General features: G+C 60.3%; 23 protein-coding genes. 14 read left to right on the forward strand and 9 right to left on the reverse strand.

Annotated features, from left to right (window positions below):
- The first annotated feature begins 27 nt into the window (after positions 1-27).
- Positions 28-1,131 (forward strand): DUF1615 domain-containing protein, encoded by a 1,104-nt coding sequence (locus tag ACUXAC_RS16605; protein ID WP_060423200.1) that lies wholly within the window; start codon positions 28-30, stop codon positions 1,129-1,131.
- 53 nt (positions 1,132-1,184) lie between these two features.
- On the opposite strand, the gene ACUXAC_RS16610 is transcribed toward ACUXAC_RS16605, so the two are convergent.
- A complete protein-coding gene (locus ACUXAC_RS16610) occupies positions 1,185-2,864 on the reverse strand; it encodes an alpha-keto acid decarboxylase family protein (protein WP_060423204.1) in 1,680 nt (559 codons plus the stop codon).
- 674 nt (positions 2,865-3,538) lie between these two features.
- Between ACUXAC_RS16610 and ACUXAC_RS16615 the strand changes: the two genes are divergently transcribed.
- The 4 genes from ACUXAC_RS16615 (at position 3,539) to ACUXAC_RS16630 (ending at position 5,694) form a co-directional block, all read left to right on the forward strand.
- The gene (locus tag ACUXAC_RS16615; protein WP_060423210.1) at positions 3,539-4,018 is read left to right on the forward strand and encodes an adenine nucleotide alpha hydrolase family protein; all 480 of its coding nucleotides are present in this window, start codon (positions 3,539-3,541) and stop codon (positions 4,016-4,018) included.
- A 156-nt stretch (positions 4,019-4,174) separates the two neighbouring features.
- Complete coding sequence (gene pagP, locus ACUXAC_RS16620; protein ID WP_025301698.1) at positions 4,175-4,765, forward strand: lipid IV(A) palmitoyltransferase PagP; 591 nt, start codon at positions 4,175-4,177, stop codon at positions 4,763-4,765.
- 126 nt (positions 4,766-4,891) lie between these two features.
- Positions 4,892-5,380: a DUF2501 domain-containing protein gene (locus ACUXAC_RS16625; protein ID WP_015376789.1), complete on the forward strand. Its 489-nt coding sequence runs from the start codon at positions 4,892-4,894 to the stop codon at positions 5,378-5,380.
- A 50-nt stretch (positions 5,381-5,430) separates the two neighbouring features.
- A complete protein-coding gene (locus ACUXAC_RS16630; RefSeq protein WP_004940597.1) occupies positions 5,431-5,694 on the forward strand; it encodes a putative hemolysin in 264 nt (87 codons plus the stop codon).
- A gap of 35 nt (positions 5,695-5,729) precedes the next feature.
- On the opposite strand, the gene ACUXAC_RS16635 is transcribed toward ACUXAC_RS16630, so the two are convergent.
- Both ACUXAC_RS16635 and ACUXAC_RS16640 read right to left on the reverse strand, forming a co-directional pair.
- Positions 5,730-6,347, reverse strand: coding sequence for a hypothetical protein (locus ACUXAC_RS16635; RefSeq protein WP_342120906.1), 618 nt, complete (start codon positions 6,345-6,347; stop codon positions 5,730-5,732).
- 106 nt (positions 6,348-6,453) lie between these two features.
- Positions 6,454-7,143, reverse strand: coding sequence for a ZIP family metal transporter (locus ACUXAC_RS16640; protein WP_102984194.1), 690 nt, complete (start codon positions 7,141-7,143; stop codon positions 6,454-6,456).
- Positions 7,144-7,281: 138 nt separating this feature from the next.
- Between ACUXAC_RS16640 and ACUXAC_RS16645 the strand changes: the two genes are divergently transcribed.
- Together ACUXAC_RS16645 and ACUXAC_RS16650 are read left to right on the forward strand one after the other, a co-directional pair.
- The gene (locus tag ACUXAC_RS16645) at positions 7,282-8,064 is read left to right on the forward strand and encodes a DeoR/GlpR family DNA-binding transcription regulator (RefSeq protein ID WP_060423217.1); all 783 of its coding nucleotides are present in this window, start codon (positions 7,282-7,284) and stop codon (positions 8,062-8,064) included.
- 2 nt (positions 8,065-8,066) lie between these two features.
- On the forward strand, positions 8,067-8,450 hold the full coding sequence (locus ACUXAC_RS16650; RefSeq protein ID WP_060423221.1) for a VOC family protein: 384 nt from the start codon (positions 8,067-8,069) through the stop codon (positions 8,448-8,450).
- Here the strand turns inward: ACUXAC_RS16650 and ACUXAC_RS16655 are convergent, their stop codons facing one another.
- Positions 8,451-9,359, reverse strand: a complete 909-nt coding sequence (locus ACUXAC_RS16655; protein ID WP_049273915.1) for a LysR family transcriptional regulator — start codon at positions 9,357-9,359, stop codon at positions 8,451-8,453.
- 125 nt (positions 9,360-9,484) lie between these two features.
- Between ACUXAC_RS16655 and ACUXAC_RS16660 the strand changes: the two genes are divergently transcribed.
- The 5 genes from ACUXAC_RS16660 to ACUXAC_RS16680 all read left to right on the forward strand — a co-directional run bounded on the left by ACUXAC_RS16660 (position 9,485) and on the right by ACUXAC_RS16680 (position 12,460).
- Positions 9,485-10,366, forward strand: coding sequence for a pirin family protein (locus ACUXAC_RS16660; RefSeq protein WP_038873171.1), 882 nt, complete (start codon positions 9,485-9,487; stop codon positions 10,364-10,366).
- 117 nt (positions 10,367-10,483) lie between these two features.
- Positions 10,484-11,110 carry an isochorismate family cysteine hydrolase YcaC gene (gene ycaC, locus ACUXAC_RS16665; RefSeq protein ID WP_060423224.1) on the forward strand — a complete coding sequence of 209 codons (627 nt, stop codon included), beginning with the start codon at positions 10,484-10,486 and terminating at the stop codon, positions 11,108-11,110.
- A 154-nt stretch (positions 11,111-11,264) separates the two neighbouring features.
- Positions 11,265-11,594 (forward strand): hypothetical protein, encoded by a 330-nt coding sequence (locus tag ACUXAC_RS16670; RefSeq protein ID WP_025301705.1) that lies wholly within the window; start codon positions 11,265-11,267, stop codon positions 11,592-11,594.
- A 75-nt stretch (positions 11,595-11,669) separates the two neighbouring features.
- A complete protein-coding gene (locus tag ACUXAC_RS16675) occupies positions 11,670-12,122 on the forward strand; it encodes a thiol-disulfide oxidoreductase DCC family protein (protein ID WP_387443389.1) in 453 nt (150 codons plus the stop codon).
- 86 nt (positions 12,123-12,208) lie between these two features.
- Positions 12,209-12,460 carry a hypothetical protein gene (locus tag ACUXAC_RS16680; RefSeq protein ID WP_033642017.1) on the forward strand — a complete coding sequence of 84 codons (252 nt, stop codon included), beginning with the start codon at positions 12,209-12,211 and terminating at the stop codon, positions 12,458-12,460.
- Here the strand turns inward: ACUXAC_RS16680 and ACUXAC_RS16685 are convergent.
- The 3 genes from ACUXAC_RS16685 to ACUXAC_RS16695 form a co-directional block, all read right to left on the reverse strand.
- On the reverse strand, positions 12,451-12,999 hold the full coding sequence (locus ACUXAC_RS16685; protein WP_197827246.1) for a GNAT family N-acetyltransferase: 549 nt from the start codon (positions 12,997-12,999) through the stop codon (positions 12,451-12,453). The genes ACUXAC_RS16680 and ACUXAC_RS16685 overlap by 10 nt on opposite strands.
- 95 nt (positions 13,000-13,094) lie before the next feature.
- Positions 13,095-13,841, reverse strand: coding sequence for a DUF2076 domain-containing protein (locus ACUXAC_RS16690; RefSeq protein WP_308343419.1), 747 nt, complete (start codon positions 13,839-13,841; stop codon positions 13,095-13,097).
- A 125-nt stretch (positions 13,842-13,966) separates the two neighbouring features.
- Positions 13,967-14,752, reverse strand: coding sequence for a helix-turn-helix transcriptional regulator (locus ACUXAC_RS16695; protein ID WP_197786019.1), 786 nt, complete (start codon positions 14,750-14,752; stop codon positions 13,967-13,969).
- Between the two features lie 117 nt (positions 14,753-14,869).
- Between ACUXAC_RS16695 and ACUXAC_RS16700 the strand changes: the two genes are divergently transcribed.
- Positions 14,870-15,640 (forward strand): class I SAM-dependent methyltransferase, encoded by a 771-nt coding sequence (locus ACUXAC_RS16700; protein ID WP_197786017.1) that lies wholly within the window; start codon positions 14,870-14,872, stop codon positions 15,638-15,640.
- A 57-nt stretch (positions 15,641-15,697) separates the two neighbouring features.
- Here the strand turns inward: ACUXAC_RS16700 and aqpZ are convergent, their stop codons facing one another.
- Positions 15,698-16,393, reverse strand: a complete 696-nt coding sequence (gene aqpZ / locus ACUXAC_RS16705) for an aquaporin Z (protein ID WP_025301712.1) — start codon at positions 16,391-16,393, stop codon at positions 15,698-15,700.
- Between the two features lie 426 nt (positions 16,394-16,819).
- Between aqpZ and ACUXAC_RS16710 the strand changes: the two genes are divergently transcribed.
- Complete coding sequence (locus ACUXAC_RS16710) at positions 16,820-18,181, forward strand: esterase-like activity of phytase family protein (protein WP_197786014.1); 1,362 nt, start codon at positions 16,820-16,822, stop codon at positions 18,179-18,181.
- A 198-nt stretch (positions 18,182-18,379) separates the two neighbouring features.
- On the opposite strand, the gene ACUXAC_RS16715 is transcribed toward ACUXAC_RS16710, so the two are convergent.
- Positions 18,380-19,555, reverse strand: coding sequence for a low temperature requirement protein A (locus ACUXAC_RS16715; RefSeq protein WP_454266787.1), 1,176 nt, complete (start codon positions 19,553-19,555; stop codon positions 18,380-18,382).
- Between the last annotated feature and the right edge of the window lie 8 nt (positions 19,556-19,563).

Consider the following 19,563-nt stretch of genomic DNA (forward strand, 5'->3'; position numbering starts at 1 on the left):
GTTCATGTCATCACGTTCAGGGAAAAGATGCCGATACCTCGTTTATTTCACCCGACGCCCTTCCGTTGGCTGAGCCTGGCCGCGCTGCTGGCGCTGGCGGGCTGTACCAGTAAAACCCCCACCACGGCGCCGGCGGCGCGCCCCGCCGACGTCAAAGCCCGACTGATGACGCTGATCCCGGCCAACGCCGGCGATCGTCAGGGCTGGGCTACCGATATTACCGCCGCCTTTGCCGCGCAGGGCATCGAGCCGAGCGATGAGAACCTGTGTTCGGTGCTGGCGGTGACCGAACAGGAATCGACGTTCCAGGCCAACCCGCAGGTGCCGGGGCTGCCGAAGATCGCCTGGAAGGAGATCGATCGCCGTGCCGATCAGATGCACATCCCGAACTTTTTGGTGCACACCGCGTTGAAGATCTCGTCGTCGAACGGGAAGAGCTACAGCGAGCGGTTGGATAAGGTGCGTACCGAGAAGGATCTGAGCGATATCTTCGATGACATGATCGACCGCGTGCCGATGGGGCAGAAGCTGTTCGGGCATTTAAACCCGGTACATACCGGCGGCCCGATGCAGGTGAGCGTCGCCTTCGCCGAGGCGCACGCCAAAGGGTACCCTTATCCGATCGACGGCTCGATTCGCCGCGAAGTCTTCAGCCGGCGCGGTGGCATGTACTTCGGCATTATGCATTTGCTGGGGTATCCGGTCGATTACAGCCGGCCGATTTATCGCTTTGCCGACTTCAACGCCGGCTGGTACGCCAGCCGCAACGCGGCGTTCCAAAACGCGGTCAGCCGGGCGAGCGCGATTCCGCTGGCGCTGGACGGCGACCTGATCGATTTCGGCAGCGACAAGCCCGGCTCGACCGAGCTGGCGGTGCGCACGCTCGGCAAGCGCCTGAACATGAGCGACAGCGCCATTCGCCGGGCGCTCGAGAAAGGCGACACGGCCGGCTTTGCCGACACCGACCTGTATAAGAAGGTCTACGCGCTGGCGGGCGGCAAGCTGCCGCGTGAGATGCTGCCGGGTATCCAGCTGGAGAGCCCGAAAATCACCCGCAAGCTGACCACCGCCTGGTTCGCCAAGCGGGTGGACGAACGCCGCCAGCGTTGCATGGCGCGCGCCGGCGGGTAACGACATAAAAAAATGCCGCCGGTGGCCTGAACCACCGGCGGCGCGGTAGCGCCTCAGGCGCTGCGGCGTGGGTTGGTCAGGCCGAAGTTAAAGCTGTTGCAGCGGTTGCAGAACTCTTTCATCACCGGCGGCGTGTCCATCATCGGCACTTTCACCTCGATAAACGCCAGCCGATCCTGCCGCGAGGCGCGTTCCAGGGCCATTTCCAGCTGCTGCGTGGTCTCCACCGCCACGCTGAACGGCTGCGCCTGAGTATTCAGCACCGCCGGCAGTTTGGCGTAGTCCCACGGGCCGATGTCGTTGTAGGACGAGTTTTCGCCGAGGATATAACGCTCGATGGTGTAGCCGTCGTTGTTGATCAGGAAGATGATCGGCTTTTGCTCGCAGCGCAGCAGGGTAGACACTTCCTGCGCGGTGAGCTGGAAGGAGCCGTCACCGATGAACAGCAGATGCCGGCGCTCCGGCGCCGCCATCAGGGTGCCGAGCAGCGCCGGCAGGGTATAGCCGATCGAACCCCAGATCGGTTGGTTGACCACCTTGACGCCGCCGGGCATGCGCATGCCGCCGATGGCGGCGCCCGAGGTGCCGTTTTCCACCACCACCACGTCATCTGCCCGGATAAATCGCTGGATCCGTTGCCACAGATAGGCCTGGTCGATGGGGGTATCGCTCGGCGTCGCCAGCTTCTCTCGTGGATCGGGCAGCGGCGCCAGGGGCTGTACCGGCGCGTCTTCACTCAGATCCAGCAGCGCCTGCAGCAGATCCGCCGCCGCCACCGCCGGGTAGGAGGTGTTGTCCAGCTTCAGCGAGAACGGCTGGATATCCACCTGAGCGGCGGCGGGAATTTGCTGCGAGAAATAGCCGGTGGTGGAGTCCACCAGACGCACGCCGAAGCTCAGCACGCAGTCCGAGTGGGCCATGCGTTCATACAGTTCGGGGCGCGACAGGTTGCCGCTGTAGCCGCCCATCCAACCGGCGGTATCTTCCGGAATAATGCATTTGGCGGTCGGCATATTGGTCAGCGGAATGGCAAAGCGATGAGCGACCTCGATAACCCGCTGCTGCAGCTGATAGCGATCCACCATTTGGTCGATCAACATGATCGGGCGCTGTGCGCGTTTTATTTTGGTTAACAGCGCCATCGCCGCTAATTGCACATTGTATTTATCGCTGGCCGGCAACTGCGGCGCCGCTGCGGCTGCGGTGATTTCAATTTCGACGTCGCAAATATCGGAAGGCAGCTGTAAATAGACCGGTTTCTTCTCTATCCAGGCGCGGGAAATAACGCGCGGAATTTCCTGCGCGGCATTTTCCGGCGTAATCAAGGCTTGAGCAACGGTGAATTGTTTAAAACAGTTCATGACGTTGTCGAAATTGCCGTCGCCCAAGGTATGGTGCAATAGCTGATGATTCTTCATCGCGTGCAGCGGCGGCGTGCCGGCAATGCAGATCACCGGCGAAGATTCGGCATAGGCACCGGCGATGCCGGACAGCGCGGCCAGATCGCCAACGCCGTAGGTGACGATCAGCGCGCCGGCGCCTTTCATTCGGGCGTAGCCGTCGGCGGCGTAGGAGGCGTTCAATTCATTGCAGTTGCCGATAAACGCCAATCGGTCGTCGCTTTCCAGCAGCTCCAGCAGGCTGAGGTTATAGTCGCCGGGCACGCCGTAAATACGATCGACGTTCAGGGCGTGAAGCTGTTGCAGAATGAATGACCCGATAGTTATTTTCATTGATTGCTCCGGATTATTTATCTTTATTTTGTCAGGCGAAAATCAGCAAAAATAAATTGCTGGCGATGTTGTGTCGTTAGCTTTAACAGTTATTTAAAGCGTCGACTTGTTCAAGATAGGGTTGGCAGCCGAAAAATGGGCGGTTTGTATTCGGCGCTTTACGCGATTGAGTAATACATAAAAAGTAGGGGTATTGCGTATTGGCGTGCGGCGGTATTTTTCCTTGATGGAATATCAGCAGAGAAACGGCGCCGCGTTGGCATTTATCATGACGCAGGGGGAGTTTACCGGTACTTTTGATGCCGCGTTAAATCCTGTCTGGCGGTATCCGGCAGTTAGCCTGGAAAAGAAAAGCCGACGCTGACGTAAAGGGGGATTTTGGTGATCCGCCGCACGCTTATTTCAAGAAACCATTCTGTAACCAATTAAAAACAAAAAATTAACAGCGATCGTTTTTTATTCGTCGGTTTCCGTCAGCTTTGCTTTACGGGGGCGGCGGTGCGCGCCACGTCGGGCCGGCGTTAAAATGCGCCGCCACGGTCGCTAAGATAACGTGGTGGCCATCACATTCCGTGGGAAGTGATACGTAAACTTTTCTCTACGTGCGCGCAGATGGCGTATACCTACCAAAGAGGGCGGTGCCCCAGTGGCACTGACTGACGGGGGAAAGAGCGATGAAAAGCTATCGACACATTCTGGTACTGATTCACGATGAGCGCGATGGGCTGCCGTTACTGCGTCAAACGCTAGCGATGGTGGGCGGGCTGCCGATCGCCATCACCGTCGGCCACCTCAACGCCGACTATGCGGAGCTGGAGTACGGCAGCGATGCGCTGGTCAAAGATCGCCAGGCGCAGGAGGTGATCGCCGCCAAGGCGATGCTGAGCCGGCTGGTTAGCGCCGTCGAGGCGCCGGTTGCGGTCAAGGAAATCGTCACTATCCGGCGCTTTAAGGACGTCAACGATTTCATTCATCAGGCCGGTATCGATCTGGTGGTGGTCGGGCACCAGAATCGCCTGTTCGGTCTCTATTCTTCTTATTCCCTGGAGTTTGTGAACCGTCTCGATGTCGATGTGTTGGTCAAGCACCTTGCCCGCGAGTCGTGTGCGACAAAGCGGACTTTTCCCACGGCTTTGCCGCCCGAAAGGCGATAGCATACGCAGGCCGGCACAACCTGTTAAAAGTTATCGGGAATTTTCCGGTGCTAAACTTAACCAAAGCACAACGGGCGTTGGATAAATTAGATACAGCTTGATCTTGCCTGGGCTATCGGTAAGAATCTTCGGCCGTATTTTTACAGGAGCTTTACGATGTTTCTCAAACGGACTCTTTTGGCATGTTCTCTGGCGTTGATATTTCCTGCACTGCCTTCTTACGCTGAGGTTGGTACAGAAAGTGGCAATACCGCGCAGGCTGAAAAACCGGGTCTATGGCAGCGTTTTACCGATAACGTGGCGGAGACCTGGAACAACTCGCCTAACCACGATCTCTATATTCCGGCCATCACCTGGCACAACCGTTGGACTTACGATGATGAACATATCGATAAGTACAACGAGCGCCCGTGGGGGGCCGGTTACGGTATCTCCCGCTACGACAGCGACGGTGACTGGCACGGCATCTACATCATGGCGTTCAAGGATTCCTTCAACAAGTGGGAGCCGATCGGCGGCTACGCCTACGAGAAGATCTGGCGCCCGCTGGATGACAAGGATTTCCGCCTGGGGCTGGGCTTCACCGCCAGCGTCACCGCGCGTGACAACTGGAAATACATTCCTATCCCGGCACCGCTGCCGCTGGCCTCTATCGGCTATCAGCGGCTGACGTTCCAGGCGACCTACATTCCCGGCACCTATAACAACGGCAACGTGTTCTTCGCCTGGCTGCGCTGGCAGTTCTAAATTTCCTGAATTCCGAAAAACGGCGCAGCGGCGAGATAAAAGGAACTTGTCGCCGCCGGCGGCGTCGGAAGGGTATCCCGGCGCGCTGCGCCGATCGCATGCCGTTATTACAGGAGTTTTACCACTATGATCACCAAACATCGTTTACTGCTGGCCTTGGCGCTGTCCGCTACCCTGGCTAGCGGCGCCACTCAGGCTGCCGGGCTGATGGATTCCCTCAGCAGCGCGGCGGGCGAACTGAGCAAGTCGGGCGGCGACAGCAGCGGCGGCATGTCGCTCTCCTCGCTGACCGGCCTGTTGAACGGTGGCGACAAGGCGTTGAGCTCCAGCAGCATGACCAATGCCGCCGGTATCCTGCAGTACTGTGTGAAAAACAACGTGCTGTCGGCTAACGGTGCCGAAGGGGTGAAAGATCAGCTGCTCAGCAAGCTGGGCATCACCAGCACCGAAAACGCCAAGAGCCAGGATTATCAGCAGGGCCTGGGCGGCTTGCTGCAGACCGGCGAAGGCAAGAGCCTGGATCTGAACAGCCTGGGCACCTCGCAGATCACCGAGAAGGTGAAGCAAAAAGCCTGCGATCTGGTGCTGAAACAGGGCAAATCCTTTATTTCATGATGAACGAACGGCGGAGCGCTCCGCCGTTCTTTTTTGCATAAGCTGGAAAAATGAAAAAAACGTTGATGCTTTCCCTGTTGGCGGGGATGACGATGTTGCAGGGGTGTTCCGTGAAATCCAACGATGCGCCGCCACCGCCGCAGGTGAAACCGATCGGCATGGCGAACCCGGCCGACGTGTATTGCACCCAAATCGGCGGCAAGCTGAATGCCAAAGAGAACGCGGCAGGCCAGTATTCCACCTGCACCTTGCCGAGTGGGCAGGAAATTGAAAGCTGGGAACTGTTCCGCCGCGATCACCCGGTGAAAAAGTAACCCTCGCGGCGCCGGCGCTTCCGCCTGGTGCCCGATCAGAATTGGCGATCCCCTATCGACTGCAGCTGCAGGCTGCCGTCTTTTTGTAGCGTCAGCGGCATGCGCCAATCGCTCTGTTTATCCAGGTTGAACGGCCGGGAGCGGAACATGCAGCCGGTCTTGATGTTCTTGATTTTCATGACGTGTTCCGCGTCCGCATTGATTTTCACCTCGAAGCTGCCGGCGGGCGGAATAAAAACTTCCGCCAGCTGCTGCGGTGCCGTCGGCGTTTCCAGCTTGACCAGCACCGCGAAATCGTTGCCCTGATTATCCAGCGTCAGCCGATGCAGACCGGTCGCGGGCAGCCGCATCGGCTGGTGCAGATAACCGGCTGAGGCGGGCCACGGCTGCCCGGCATTGTCGTGCAGCGGCCCCCCGCACTGTTCACGCGCCTCGCGCAGCGGCATTTCGCGCTTTATCGCGCGGTTGTAATCGGTGGGGGCGGCGAGGCTGAACTCGTCGTCATATTGATGAGCGCGCAGATAGCGCTTGGCGCCGAGCACCGCGATGGCGACCAGCATAAAGAACAAAAATATCCTCAGGCGATTTTTAAAAATCAGCCCGAACAGCTTCCCGGGGAGTTGAAACAGCCACCTTGCGATCGTCAATAACATCGTTTTCCCTTTACGCCCAAGCCGTTACGTCTACGGTAACTTCGCCTGCCTCAGTATAGCCAAAGCGTTGCCTCCGGGCGGCATGCGCCATGAAATTCCTGTTTTTTTACCCCAAACCTTCCTCTAACAGCAACAGCAGCAGGAAGCCGGCAAAGAACATCGCGGTGGCGAACGGTGTCTCTTTTCCGCCTTCATGCGCTTCGACCAGCAGCTCCTCGGTGACCAGGTAGAGCAGGGCGATCAGGCCAAAGGCCAAAAAGGCGGTCAGCCAAAATGCGCCCAGCATGGCCACCGGCGCCCCCAGCAGGCCACCGATGGGCAGCAGCAGCGCCAGGCCGACTATCGCCGCCATGGCCCGCAGCCGCCTGCCGAGAAAGTCTTTCAAATCGCCGACGATCGACAACCCCAGGAACAGCACTTCCAGCGTCAACGCCAGCGTCAACAGCAGACCGGCCTTGGCACCGGCCGCGAAGGCAATACCCAGCACCAGCCCATCGATAAAGATATCGACGCCGACCGCGGCGATAAAACCGACCGGCCCCTGCGCTTTTTCACCCAGATGCCTAACCAACAGCATTAACAGCACCCCCGCAGCGCCGCCCAGCAACACGGCCAAAGGCGACTGCTGCTTGAGATCGGGCAGGATTTCGGTGGCGGCGGCGGCAAAAACGATGCCGGCGGTAAAGTGATGGATGACGCGCATCGTGGCGGCACCGGGGCGGCGATAGAGTGCCACCGCAGCGCCGATGACGGTGGCTGCGGCGGGAAACAGCGTATAAAGCACGGCGGAGGTCATCGCGTCATAATCCCTTATCGGTGATGTCACTCTCAGTCTAGACGAGCGCCGCCGCTTCAGCGTGGCGAAAAAAATGATTGTTCGATTGTGTACGTTTATGTACATTCGTGATCACTTTAGCGTCACCGGATTTACGCGATGTCCAAACTGTTACCGAATGAACGCCACCAGGCCATTCTCGACGCGCTTCGCCAACAGGGGCGGGTGTTGGCCCTGGAGATGGCGCAGCGGTTGAATACCACCGAAGCCACCATCCGCCGCGATCTGCGCCAGCTGGCGGCGCAGAACCTGTGTAAACGTATCTATGGCGGCGCGCTGGCGCCGACGCCGGCCGAAGGCCCCGTTGCGGCGCGCATGGCGCTCAGCGGCGATGAGAAGCTGACGCTGGCGCAGACCGCGCTGGGGTTGATCGGTGAAGAGCAGCTGATCTTCCTCGATGCCGGCAGCACCCACCTGTATCTGGCGGATATGTTGCCGCGCGATCGGCGTTTGACGGTGGTGACCAATGCATTGAGCATCGCCGGCAAAATGCTGGAACGGCCGGGGATCCGCACCATCCTGATCGGCGGTGAGCTGGATGCGCAGGTTGGCGGCTGCGTGGACGCCAAGGCGGCGGAAGAGATAGATGGTTTCCATTTCGATCTGGTGTTCACCGGCATCTGCGCCTACGACCCGGACGGCGGCTTCTCCGCGCTGAGCTACCAGGACGCCACCTTCAAAAAGCGGCTGCTGACGCGCGCCGGCAGCGTGGCGGTGCTGTGTACCCGCGACAAGCTCAATACCTACGCCCCTTACCCCTTCCTGCCCGCCGGGCGGGTGGATCATCTGGTGACGGCGCGCGGCGCGCACCCGCAGCTCGAGCTGCAGGTGGCGCAGGGCGGCGGCCAGGTTTGGCACAGCGATTTACCGACCGGAGAATGATGATGAAAATAGCCCATGTTGCCCTGTGGACCCGTGATATCGACGCGCAGCTGGCGTTTTGGCAGCGCTATTTCAACGGTGAGGCGGGTGAGGAGTACGTCAGCCGCAACCGGCCGGGGTTTGTTTCCCGTTTCGTCAGCCTGGCGGCCGGGCCGACGCTGGAGATCATGCGCGTGCCGACGCTGTTGCCGGCGCAGGCCCTGGAAGAACGGGTGGGCTGGGCGCACATCGCGCTGTCGCTGGGGGATGAACGGCAGGTCGATCGATTGGCGCAGCGCGCGCAGCAGGAGGGTATCTTGCAGTCCGCTCCGCGCTGGACCGGCGACGGCTTCTATGAGGCCGTCATCCGCGATCCGGACGGCAACGCGATCGAAATTACCGCCTAATCACTCCTCTTCGATGCTGGCGAACTGCTCGCCCAGATAATCGAGCAGCAGCCGCACCGCCGGCAATAAACCGCGGCGCGACGGGTAGACCGCATGCACCACGCCGCCCTGCGGCTGCCAGCCGGGCAGCAGCTGGACCAGTTCGCCGCGCAGCATGTCGTCACGCATCATCATCGCCGGCAGCTGAACGATGCCGGCGCCGGCGATGGCGGCGGTGCGCAGCATCAGCATGTCGTCGGTGACCAGCCGCGGCGTGTGTTCCCACTCGACCCGTTCACCCTGCGGGCCGGTCAGCCGCCATTGGTGCTGAGCGCGCGCCGGGCCGAGATCGAGCGTCGGGTATTTACGCAGGTCTTCCGGCGTGTGCGCCGGCCCGAGGGTGCGCACCAGCGCCGGGCTGGCGGCGACGCACCAGGTGCGCTGCGCCAGGATCTTCAGCACCAGATCGCTGTCTTCCAGCGGCGGCGGCCGCACGCGGATCGCCAGATCCAACCCTTCCCCCACCACGTCCACCCGGCGGTTGGTGGCCTCCAGATGCACCGTCACCTTCGGATAGTCGGCCATAAAGGCCGCCACCATGCTGCCGACGCGGGTGTGCAGGATCGCCACCGGGCACGACATGCGCACCGTGCCGCAGGGCTCGGCGCGCGTCTGTTCGATCGCCTGCTGCGCCGCTTCCGCTTCCACCAGCATCGCCTTGCAGTGTGCGTAATAGTTTTGGCCGACCTCGGTCACCGAGAAACGCCGCGTCGAGCGCTGGATCAGGCGCACGCCCAGCCGCTCTTCCAGCAGCGCCACGCGGCGGCTGAGCTTGGATTTGGGAATGCCCAGCGCCCGGCCGGCGGGAGCAAATCCCTGGTGATCGACCACGCTGGCGAAGAAAAACAGATCGTTCAGATCGGTCAGCATCGTATCCCTTATCGTTCTACCAGTAGAACGCTGAGTGTACATCTTGCCTACTACTGCAGCAAACCCCGACAGATTAAACTTCTGCCATCAACTTAAGGCCGTGAGGTCTGAAACGGGAGTTCAAGATGAAAAAAATCCTCGGTATTCACAACAGCCCGGAAGCACATTGGGTCGGTAACGGTTTCCTGGTGAATTCGCTGTTCTCTTATAACGATTTGGGGGCGGAAATGAGCCCGTTCCTGCTGCTGGATCATGCGGCGCCAACCAAATTCCGCTCTGCCTCCGGCACCCGCGGCGTGGGTCAGCATCCGCATCGCGGGTTTGAAACGGTGACCATCGTCTATCAGGGCGAAGTGGAACACCGCGACTCGACCGGCAGCGGCGGGGTGATTGGCCCCGGCGACGTCCAGTGGATGACCGCCGCCTCCGGCATTCTGCACGAAGAGTTCCATTCGCGGGACTTCTCGCGCAAGGGCGGCACCATGGAAATGGTGCAGCTGTGGGTCAACCTGCCGGCCAAGGACAAAATGGCCGAGCCTGGTTACCAGACGCTGCTGAACGCCGATATTCCGGTGGTTCCGCTGGCGGACGGCGCAGGGCAGGTGCGGGTGATCGCCGGTGACTTTGGCGGCCACGCCGGCCCGGCACGCACTTTCAGTCCGCTCAACGTGTGGGATATGAAGCTGAATGCCGGCCACACCACCACGCTGACGGTGAAAGAAGGCCATACGCTGGCGCTGGTGATGCTGCACGGCGCGATCCTGGTCAACGGCGAAGAGGTGGTGCGCGAAACCCAAATGGTGCGTTTCGACCGGGCGGGGGATTCGATCACGATTGAAGCCAACAACGACGTCGCGCTGCTGGTGCTGAGCGGCGAACCGATCGATGAGCCTATCGTCGGCTACGGCCCGTTCGTCATGAACAGCGACGCGGAAATCCAGCAGGCGTTCCGCGACTTCAACAGCGGCAAGTTCGGTAGCATGAACGCCGAAGCGAGCGCCGGCTGACCTTGGTGCCTGGGGCGGGACGTGTTCCCCGGCCCAGGCGCTACACTTAAACCTCAACGCCCCGTCCCAGCGGCGGGGCGTTTCATCCGCAACATCAACCCCCACAGGAGTAAAACCATGACTGCAAATTACAAGCGCCTCGACAAGGACCAGGCCGCCGTATTGCTGGTGGATCATCAGGCAGGGCTGCTTTCGCTGGTGCGCGATATCGATCCCGATCGGTTTAAAAACAACGTGCTGGCGCTGGGTGATTTAGCGAAGTACTTCAATCTGCCGACCATTCTGACCACCAGTTTCGAAAACGGCCCCAACGGCCCGCTGGTGCCGGAGCTGAAGGCCCAATTCCCCGATGCCCCTTTTATTCCTCGCCCCGGCCAAATTAACGCCTGGGACAACGACGACTTCGTCAAGGCGGTAAAAGCCACCGGCCGTAAACAGCTGATCATCGCCGGTGTAGTGACCGAAGTGTGCGTGGCATTCCCGGCGCTGTCGGCGCTCAATGAAGGCTTTGAGGTCTTTGTGGTGACCGACGCCTCCGGCACCTTCAATGAGCTGACGCGTCAGTCGGCCTGGAGCCGCATGGAAGCCGCCGGCGCGCAGCTGATGACCTGGTTCGGCGTCGCCTGCGAGCTGCACCGCGACTGGCGCAACGACATCGAAGGCCTGGGCACGCTGTTCTCCAACCATATCCCGGACTACCGCAATCTGATGACCAGCTATAACACGCTGGCCGGCGGTAAGTAACACGGCGGCCCTTTACCCCACCTTTCGCCTTTCATCACGTTAGATGCGGGATGTAAGCAAAACGTAGCGGGGCGAAAAGGTAGCGAAAAGCGGCTTTCTCATTGGCCGGGGGCGGGGTAGCGTAATCCCGAACCCGGCAAATGAGGCTAATTCAATGAAACAAGCAATCAAGATCCTGGCGCTGCCCTGCATGGGCATGGCGCTGTTGTTCAGCGCGAGCGCGATGTCGGCCCCTGAGGCGCCTGCGGCCAAAGCGTTGCCGCCTGTGGCGGATGAACCGATGCGCATGCCGCCTTTCCCGGGCGGGCACCCGCCCAAACCGGGGTTCTGCCACGGCGGCGAACTGTTCTGCGCCACCTCGGCCAGCGACAATCCGGTGGAAACCATCAACAAACTGACGGCGGTGATCCCGGCGGGCAGCGCCAAGCATTACGAGGTGCGCGTCGCGGTGGTGGCCGTGCCTGACGCCCCGCCTGCGCCTTAACGGGCCCTGTCATCCCGCTCTGGTTCGCACGCTCAAGGCGCGTTAGGCTAAGGCGAGCGTTTATCGGGAGGCGGGATGACCCTTTTAGCACAACTGCCCTATCTCCAGTCCGGCGAGTGCGCGCTGTTGTTCGACGGCGAATGCAATCTGTGTCACGGGCTGGTGAGGTATCTTATTCGCGCCGATCGGCAGCGGCGCATTCTGTTGGCGACGGTGCAATCCGTCGAAGGGCAGGCGATCCTGCAGGCGCTGGGATTGCCGACCGATCGTTTCGATTCCGTGGTCTATGTTGAGCAGGGGCGTTATTGGCTGCGTTCGGCGGCGCTGTTCCAGGCGTTGCGCCAATTGGGGTGGCCGTACCGCGCGCTGGCGCTGGCGCGTTACCTGCCGCCGCGGCTGGCGGACAAGGTCTACGATGCGGTCGCCGGCAATCGCTACCGGCTGTTTGGCCGCAACGACGGCACCGGTTTGCCGGGCGCCAACCAGCCCGGGCGCTATCTGCCCCGGCGTCGGGAACCTCCGGCCTGAGCTTTACGCTTCTTTACCATCCAACCGCTTGAAATATCAGCACTCCAGCTCCATATAATGGAACGTTTAGCCAACAAGGAGCGCGTATGGGAATCAGTGAAGAAGAGCACATCCGCCGTTTGACCCAGGAGAAGAACGACATGGGCAATACGGCGAAATGGGTGGCGATCGTTTCCGCCGTGTACTTTGCCTTGATGGTGTTTTACGGCCACCCGACCGGCGTATTGGCGATGTCGGGCGCGGTGTTCATCGTTTCTACCGCCACCTGGCTGAAAAAGCGTCAGAAGGTCAAATCTTACCGCATGGCGTTGGCCAAAATCAGCGACGATCAGCCCTGATAGTCGCCGCGCTTTAGCGTATACACCAGGCTCGGCGCTGCGCCGGGCACGTCATCCAGCGTATCCACCCGCTGCATGCCAATCTTTTCCAGCACCCGCCACGAAGCCTGATTCTCCACGCGCACAATGGCAGAAATCTCACCCACCTCCAGACCGACAAACCCGTATTGCAGTGAAGCCCGCGCCATCTCGGTGGCCAGCCCCATGCCCCACACCCGGGTGTCGAAGCGATAGCCGAGGTTAACGGTGCGCTGCGCGCCGAGCGGTTTCCAGGACAAGCCGCCAAAACCGATAACCCAATCCGGCCGTTCGCGCAGGGCGAGCGCCCAGGAGCCGTAACCGTGTTGCCGCCAGACGGCGAGCCGCTCCTGCAGCGCCGAAGCGGCCTGCGCTTCGCTGGTGAGCGGGCCGGCGGGGTTGAAGCGTTGGGTTTGCGGATCGCCAAAGATGGCGTAGAAACGTTCGAGGTCTGTCATCACCGGCGGCCGCATCTGCAGGCGCTCGCTGAAGTACGGGGCTGAAGGATTAAAGCTCGGCATCGTTTCTCCCGGCCGGATCAATGAACAGCGTTCACTGTAGTCCAGATCGGCGAAACGGGAAATCCCCCTCTGCGGGTGAGAGGGGGAGAGGAGTATTACAGGAAGGAATCGTCGTCGTCGCTGTAATCGTCGTCGGCGTAGTCCGTGTCATCCTGATAGTTGGCGTTCTGGAAGCCGTTGTCCTGATTCAGGAAGCTGCCGCCGTCGCCGTTGTTGAAGGTATCAAGGTTGTTGGAGGCGTCGAAATTGCGCATCGCGCTGTCGTCCAGCGGTGCCGGGTTTTCTTCGATAATATTCACGATTTCCTGCGGCTGCGAATGGCGGAACATGCCGGTCAGCATGTCGGCCAATACCACGCCGCCGGCGACGCCCGCCGCGGTTTGCAAAGCCCCACCCAGGAAGCCGCCGGCGCGCGAAGGCGCCGCCTGCTGCGGTTGGGCATAGGCTGGCTGCTGCGGCTGTGAGTAGCCCCCTTGCTGCGCGTTGTTCCAGGCCGCCGTATTTTGCTGCTGCGCCTGATACTGTTCACGCGGGCTTGGCGTACTGCGGCTGCCGCCGCCGAACAGGCCGGCCAGGAAGCCGCCGCTGCTCTGTTGGCCGTTGGCGGTTTGCTCCAGCTGCGCGACCTGGGCTTCCAGCTCTTTGACCCGCTGGTCCATCTGTTTGAGCGCCGCTTCCTGAATGATCATTGCCTGCGCCATGTAATAAGGGGCGGAAGGCTGCTCGCGAATATGCTGATTAATTTGCTGTTCTGCCTGGAGATCCCGTGGGCCCGTCTTGGTCTCGGCTTCTTTCAGGCGGCCAAACAGACCATCGATAAGGCGTTGTTCTTCGGATTGCATAGGCGTACCTCGGGAGATAAATAACGGTGCTGGATGATCGTTGTCATCGGTAACAATCACCCTAGCGCGTTTGCATGAACCAATAAATAAATGGCGGGTAAACCTGTCTATGAATTTGTTACCAATTACCGCAGCGGGATCAGCATTACCAGCTTCAGACCGCCGTGCTCCGCCGGATGGAAGGTGAGCTGGCGATAGCGCAGCGCACCTTGCTGAGGGTGCTCGAACGCGCGCTCGCCGCCTTCGCGCGCCATCACGTCATGCTGTTTCCACCAGTGATTAAAGTCCGCGCTGTTGTGCGTCATGTTGCGCACGAAGGCGCGCATCTCTTCGGTGTTTTGGTGATGGCTGGTCTCGGCGCGAAACTCGGCCACCACGCGGCGGGCACGTTCTTCCCAATCGCTGACCAGCGTTTTCGCCAATGGGTGGAAGAACATGAAGTGCAGCAGGTTGGGGCTGTTGGCCACATCCAGCCAGCCGCTGAACAGCGCCGCCGCCTGCGGGTTCCAGGCGACGACGTTCCAGGTCACGTCCAGCAGGTAGCAGGGCACAGTCATCTGGTGCACGCTTTGCAGCACCGCGTCGTTGGCGGTTTCGCGGTGCGTTTCCTGCTCGGGATCGGCGACGCGCGCCAGGGTAAACAGGTAGTGGCGTTCGGCGGGGCCCAGCCGCAGCGCCTTGGCGATGCGTGCCAGCGTATAGGGGGAAATGGACACCTCGCGCCCCTGTTCGATCCAGGTATACCAGGTGGCGCTGATGCCGCTGATTTGCGCCAGCTCTTCGCGCCGTAGGCCGCTGGTGCGGCGGCGCGAGGAGCTGGGCAGGCCGAGCATTTCCGGCGTGATGCGCTCGCGGTGCGCGCGCAGGAATGCGCCGAGGGCCTTTGGCCCGGATAAGGCTTCTGATGACATAGCGTGGTACCTATTTATACCAGGATAACTGCTCATATTGTACCCGTATAGTAGCCTGATTATAGTAGCCGAAAGCCTTCAGGCACAGGCGCAAGCCGGATAATAACGGGAGCAAACATGAGCATCAGCAACAGCCATAAAAACGCGGTAGACCGGCAGTTCGGCGAGCAGGCCAACGCCTACTTAACCAGCGCGGTGCACGCGCAGGGCAAGGATTTGCAACGCCTTGCACAGTTACTGGAACCGCATGCCGGCGCGCGCTTGCTCGATCTGGGCTGCGGCGCCGGGCACGCCAGCTTCACGGCGGCGGCCAGGGTGGCGCAGGTGGTGGCCTACGATCTGTCGGCGCAAATGTTGGCGGTGGTGGAGCAGGCGGCGGCGGAAAAAGGCCTGGGCAACATTCAGCCGCAGCAGGGCGTGGCGGAGTCTTTACCCTTTGAGGACGCCAGCTTCGATCTGGTCATCAGCCGCTATTCGGCGCACCACTGGCACGATGTCGGCCAAGCGCTGCGTGAGGTCAGGCGGGTACTCAAGCCGGGCGGCAGAGCGATCTTTATGGACGTGGTCTCGCCGGGGCATCCGCTGCTGGATACCTACCTGCAAACCGTGGAAGTGCTGCGCGACACCTCGCACGTGCGCAACTATGCGCCGGGCGAGTGGCTGGCGTTATTGACCGAGGCCGGGCTGGTGGTGCGCGAGGTGACGTCGGATCGGTTGATGCTGGAGTTCGGCAGCTGGGTGGCGCGCATGCGCACGCCGGCGCATTTCGTTACCGCGATCCGTGCGCTGCAGCAAAGCGTGTCGCAGGAGGTCGCGGCGCACTTCGCCATTCAGCCGGACGGCTCCTTTACCAGCGATATCATGATGTTTGACGTGACGAAGGGCTGAAAGCAACGGGGCAGCCGATGAAGGCTGCCCCGTGAAACGCTATCGACTGCGATACGCTTATTTTTTGTCTTCCAGCAGGCAGCGGTAGATCAGGCCGCCGATAATGCCGCCGACCAGCGGCACCAGCCAGAATACCCACAGCTGCTGCAGCGCCCAGGTGCCCTGGAAGATCGCTACACCGGTGCTGCGCGCCGGGTTGACGGAGGTGTTGGTCACCGGGATGCTGATCAGGTGGATCAGGGTCAGCGTCAAGCCGATCGCCAGCGGGGCAAAGCCTGCCGGCGCGCGCTTGTCGGTTACGCCATGAATAACGATCAGGAAGAAGGCCGTCAGCACCAGCTCAATCACGATGGCTGATTGCAGAGAATAACCGCCCGGTGAGTGTTCGCCGTAACCGTTGGAGGCGAAACCGCCCGCGGTGGCGTCGAAACCGGCTTTGCCGCTGGCGATCAGATACAGCACCGCCGCTGCGGCGATACCGCCGATCACCTGTGCGATCACGTAAGGGATCACGTCTTTCGCCGCGAAACGGCCGCCGGCGAATAAGCCGACGGTGATCGCCGGGTTAAAGTGCCCGCCGGAAATATGGCCGACGGCATAGGCCATCGTCACCACGGTCAGACCGAAAGCGAGCGCGACGCCGAGGAAACCAATACCCAGTTGTGGGAATGCCGCTGCTAATACTGCGCTACCACAACCACCAAACACCAACCAAAATGTGCCAAAAAATTCAGCAAAAAGTCGCTTTGACATAGATTCCATCCTGCGGAATTGACTAACGGGCGTTAGCACTAAAAACTATAGAACAGCTTTTTCAGTTCATGCAGATATTCTATAGAATTTTCTTAATGCACCTTAAATAACGGCGGTATTAAATCCCCGGTATTTTATTTTGTCTATGAGAAAAACACCGTTTTTTGCCGTGCTGGCGTGCGTTTGCCGATTTTTTTTATCTTTGCCATAAGAATTTACCCTAAGCGAAATGGCGGGCTATTTTCGGGCGATTTTTTCCAGCGGTTTTCTCCATTCAATATCCCCAGGTTAATTGCTAATTTCTATTTGCCAGCCAACCTATTGCCTATTTCACATTTGACGAATTGCCTGTTGTCATCTAGGTGTCATGCTAAATTAATATCTTCGTCTGCCTGATAACGCTTCATTCAACCTCGGGTAAAAACCATGAAAATAAAATCGCTCTCCCTGCTGTTGGCTTCACTGTTTCCTGTATTCACCTACGCTGCAGATATTGAGGTGGCGCGTTATGTGGTCGGCTTCCCCGGCGGGGAACGCGTCGCCTATCAGGGGGCGTTCGCCAAGAATTTCCCGCAGGGGCTGCCGGTGGGGATCGGCTCCGGGCTGACGTTCAATCGCAAGCAGGGCGACGATCTGGTGCTGACGACGCTGACCGATCGCGGCCCGAATGCCGATGCCCCGGCGGTGGGCAAGCAAGAAGCCAAGATTTTCGCCAACCCGCAATTCGTGCCCCTGTTGATGGACATTCGTATCGGCGGCGGCAAGGCCGTGGCCGAGAATGCACGGCCCTTGCATGACGAAAAAGGGCCGATTAGTGGGCTGCCGCTGCCGAGCGAGCTGATTGGTTCCACGAACGAAGTGGCGTTGAACGACGCGTTGCAGCCGCTGTCCGGCGATCGCCGCGGGTTGGATACCGAAGGCATTACCGGTGACGGCAACGGTGGCTATTGGCTGTGCGATGAGTACGGTCCGTTTCTGATCCATATCGACGGCAAAGGTAAAATTCTCGCCAAATACGGCCCAACGCCGCAGGCCGGCGAGCAGGCGGTGGCGGGCGGTTTGCCGAACATCCTGAAATGGCGCCAGCCCAACCGTGGTTTTGAGGGGCTGACCCGGATGCCGGATGGGCGCATTCTGGCGGCGGTGCAGAGCACGCTGGATGTCGATGGCAAAAGCAAAAACAAGGCGCAGTTTACCCGGCTGGTGAGCTTCGATCCGCGCAGTGGCAAAACCGCCATGTACGGCTATCCCATCGATATCGACAGCTATAAAAAAGCCAAAGACGCCAAGATTGGCGATGTGGTGGCGTTGGACAACCAGCGCATCCTGTTGATTGAACAAGGAACCGGTAAAGATAAGACGATGATCAACAAGATCTATCTGGTGGATCTCGCGCAGGCCAGCGATCTGAGCGCGTTTGACGGCCAGGGGAAAGCGCTGGAGTTCGACGATGCGAAAGATCTCGCCAAACGCGGCGTGAAGCTGGCGCAGAAACAGGAAGTGGCGGATCTGCGCCAGTTGGGCTGGCGCCAGGAGAAAGCGGAAGGGTTGGCGCTGATCGACGATCGCACGCTGGCGGTGATTAATGACAACGATTTCGGCCTGCAGGCCAAGCTGGTGGACGCATCGCCAAAAAGCAAGAAAATCGGCGATTATCAGCTGGAGAAAGAAGGGCGGCTGAGCCTCGACGGCGACAAGACCGACGCCCGTATCGAATTGCGCCCGCTGGAGCAGCCGGAGTCGCTGAGCGAGCTCTGGGTGCTCACCTTGCCGCATCCCTTGAAGTGAGACAGCGGGGGCGATAGCGCCCCCGTCAGACCGTTGACAAAGGAGGAAAAAACGTGGTTTTTCCTCCTTTGTGGCCATCAGCCGAAAATCAATAAATTGATTTTCCTTGTTTTTTTATCCGCTACTCTCTGCAAACCCGGCAATGGCATGAGGTTTGTCATCAATCTCACAGCGGGGGCGGTGACGCCCCCGTTTGCTTCAGGCTTCCGCGTGCCGCTGCGGCGCTCTGCCGCGCGAGATGCTCTCCCACACCGCCACCACCACCATGATCAGCGTCGTCAGGCCATTGACCATCAGCAGATCGGTGAAATAGGCGACGGGGGCCAATACCGCCAGCGCCAGCAGCCCCACCAGGTGCGACAGCGGAAAGCGATGATACACCAGCCGTTTATACAGCGCGTTGGCGAACAGGTAGAGTGCCGGGCCGAGCAGCAACACCGCCGCCGTGGCGTTTTGGATGCGGCCGTCGGGATGGGCGATCACCAGCTCGTTGGCCACGGCGCAGACGATGATCGCTCCCACCAGCGCGACGTGCACGTAATGGAAGTAAGCGCCCAGCAGGCCGGGGTTTTCCGCCTGGCTGATGGCATGGCTGCCGGCTTTGCTGCTGGTGTCGAAGTAGACCCACCACATCGCCAGGCTGCCGAGAAAGGCCACCAGCGAGGCGATGAGCACCGGCAGGCTCCAGCTTTCCATCTCGCTCAGGGTGGCGCCGGTGATCAGAATGGTTTCCCCCAGCGCCACGATCACGAACAGCTGGCAGCGTTCCGCCAGATGGTGACCCTCGATGGTCCATTCGCTGCTGCTGTCCGAGCGCCCCAGCACCGGCAGCCGGAAGCCGAACATCGGCGAGACGTATTCGCACAAGACCGCGACCGCCCACAGCGCCAGGCGGGTGTTGCCTTCCGCCAGCCCACCGGCGATCCAGAAGACGGCGGAGATACACAGCCAGCCGAGAATGCGGTGAAAGTTTCGTTTTAACGGATGACCGGGCGCCAGCAGGCGCAGCACCGTGACGGAGCGCCCGACCTGAATGGCGACATAGAACAGTGCGAAGATCAGGCCGCGCTCGCCAAACGCCTGCGGCAGTGCGGCGGCGGCGAACAGCCCCTGCAGCATGATAGCGAACAGTAGCAGGCGGATCTGACGGGTATCCGGATTAAACCAGTTGGTGACCCAGGCGGTGTATTGCCAGGCCAGCCAGACGGCGAACCACAGCAACAGGGTTTCCAGCGCGCCGGTCAGCGTCAGGTGATGCAACAGATAGTGGGAAAGTTGGGTCACGGCGAAAACGTAGATCAGATCGAACAGCAGCTCGGAAAACGAGACCGAAGCGCCCTGACCGTCACGCACGCGCAGCAGGTTTTGCGACATAAGCGTTC

It is taken from the genome of Serratia sp. 121840015-1, from assembly GCF_053627655.1.

What these genes read in the sequence shown, in the direction of transcription:
- ACUXAC_RS16605 (WP_060423200.1), top strand. Translation starts at nt 28, where the DNA reads ATGCCGATACCTCGTTTATTTCACCCGACGCCCTTCCGTTGGCTGAGC.
- ACUXAC_RS16610 (WP_060423204.1), bottom strand. Translation starts at nt 2,864, where the DNA reads ATGAAAATAACTATCGGGTCATTCATTCTGCAACAGCTTCACGCCCTG.
- ACUXAC_RS16615 (WP_060423210.1), top strand. Translation starts at nt 3,539, where the DNA reads ATGAAAAGCTATCGACACATTCTGGTACTGATTCACGATGAGCGCGAT.
- pagP (WP_025301698.1), top strand. Translation starts at nt 4,175, where the DNA reads ATGTTTCTCAAACGGACTCTTTTGGCATGTTCTCTGGCGTTGATATTT.
- ACUXAC_RS16625 (WP_015376789.1), top strand. Translation starts at nt 4,892, where the DNA reads ATGATCACCAAACATCGTTTACTGCTGGCCTTGGCGCTGTCCGCTACC.
- ACUXAC_RS16630 (WP_004940597.1), top strand. Translation starts at nt 5,431, where the DNA reads ATGAAAAAAACGTTGATGCTTTCCCTGTTGGCGGGGATGACGATGTTG.
- ACUXAC_RS16635 (WP_342120906.1), bottom strand. Translation starts at nt 6,347, where the DNA reads ATGTTATTGACGATCGCAAGGTGGCTGTTTCAACTCCCCGGGAAGCTG.
- ACUXAC_RS16640 (WP_102984194.1), bottom strand. Translation starts at nt 7,143, where the DNA reads ATGACCTCCGCCGTGCTTTATACGCTGTTTCCCGCCGCAGCCACCGTC.
- ACUXAC_RS16645 (WP_060423217.1), top strand. Translation starts at nt 7,282, where the DNA reads ATGTCCAAACTGTTACCGAATGAACGCCACCAGGCCATTCTCGACGCG.
- ACUXAC_RS16650 (WP_060423221.1), top strand. Translation starts at nt 8,067, where the DNA reads ATGAAAATAGCCCATGTTGCCCTGTGGACCCGTGATATCGACGCGCAG.
- ACUXAC_RS16655 (WP_049273915.1), bottom strand. Translation starts at nt 9,359, where the DNA reads ATGCTGACCGATCTGAACGATCTGTTTTTCTTCGCCAGCGTGGTCGAT.
- ACUXAC_RS16660 (WP_038873171.1), top strand. Translation starts at nt 9,485, where the DNA reads ATGAAAAAAATCCTCGGTATTCACAACAGCCCGGAAGCACATTGGGTC.
- ycaC (WP_060423224.1), top strand. Translation starts at nt 10,484, where the DNA reads ATGACTGCAAATTACAAGCGCCTCGACAAGGACCAGGCCGCCGTATTG.
- ACUXAC_RS16670 (WP_025301705.1), top strand. Translation starts at nt 11,265, where the DNA reads ATGAAACAAGCAATCAAGATCCTGGCGCTGCCCTGCATGGGCATGGCG.
- ACUXAC_RS16675 (WP_387443389.1), top strand. Translation starts at nt 11,670, where the DNA reads ATGACCCTTTTAGCACAACTGCCCTATCTCCAGTCCGGCGAGTGCGCG.
- ACUXAC_RS16680 (WP_033642017.1), top strand. Translation starts at nt 12,209, where the DNA reads ATGGGAATCAGTGAAGAAGAGCACATCCGCCGTTTGACCCAGGAGAAG.
- ACUXAC_RS16685 (WP_197827246.1), bottom strand. Translation starts at nt 12,999, where the DNA reads ATGCCGAGCTTTAATCCTTCAGCCCCGTACTTCAGCGAGCGCCTGCAG.
- ACUXAC_RS16690 (WP_308343419.1), bottom strand. Translation starts at nt 13,841, where the DNA reads ATGCAATCCGAAGAACAACGCCTTATCGATGGTCTGTTTGGCCGCCTG.
- ACUXAC_RS16695 (WP_197786019.1), bottom strand. Translation starts at nt 14,752, where the DNA reads ATGTCATCAGAAGCCTTATCCGGGCCAAAGGCCCTCGGCGCATTCCTG.
- ACUXAC_RS16700 (WP_197786017.1), top strand. Translation starts at nt 14,870, where the DNA reads ATGAGCATCAGCAACAGCCATAAAAACGCGGTAGACCGGCAGTTCGGC.
- aqpZ (WP_025301712.1), bottom strand. Translation starts at nt 16,393, where the DNA reads ATGTCAAAGCGACTTTTTGCTGAATTTTTTGGCACATTTTGGTTGGTG.
- ACUXAC_RS16710 (WP_197786014.1), top strand. Translation starts at nt 16,820, where the DNA reads ATGAAAATAAAATCGCTCTCCCTGCTGTTGGCTTCACTGTTTCCTGTA.
- ACUXAC_RS16715 (WP_454266787.1), bottom strand. Translation starts at nt 19,555, where the DNA reads ATGTCGCAAAACCTGCTGCGCGTGCGTGACGGTCAGGGCGCTTCGGTC.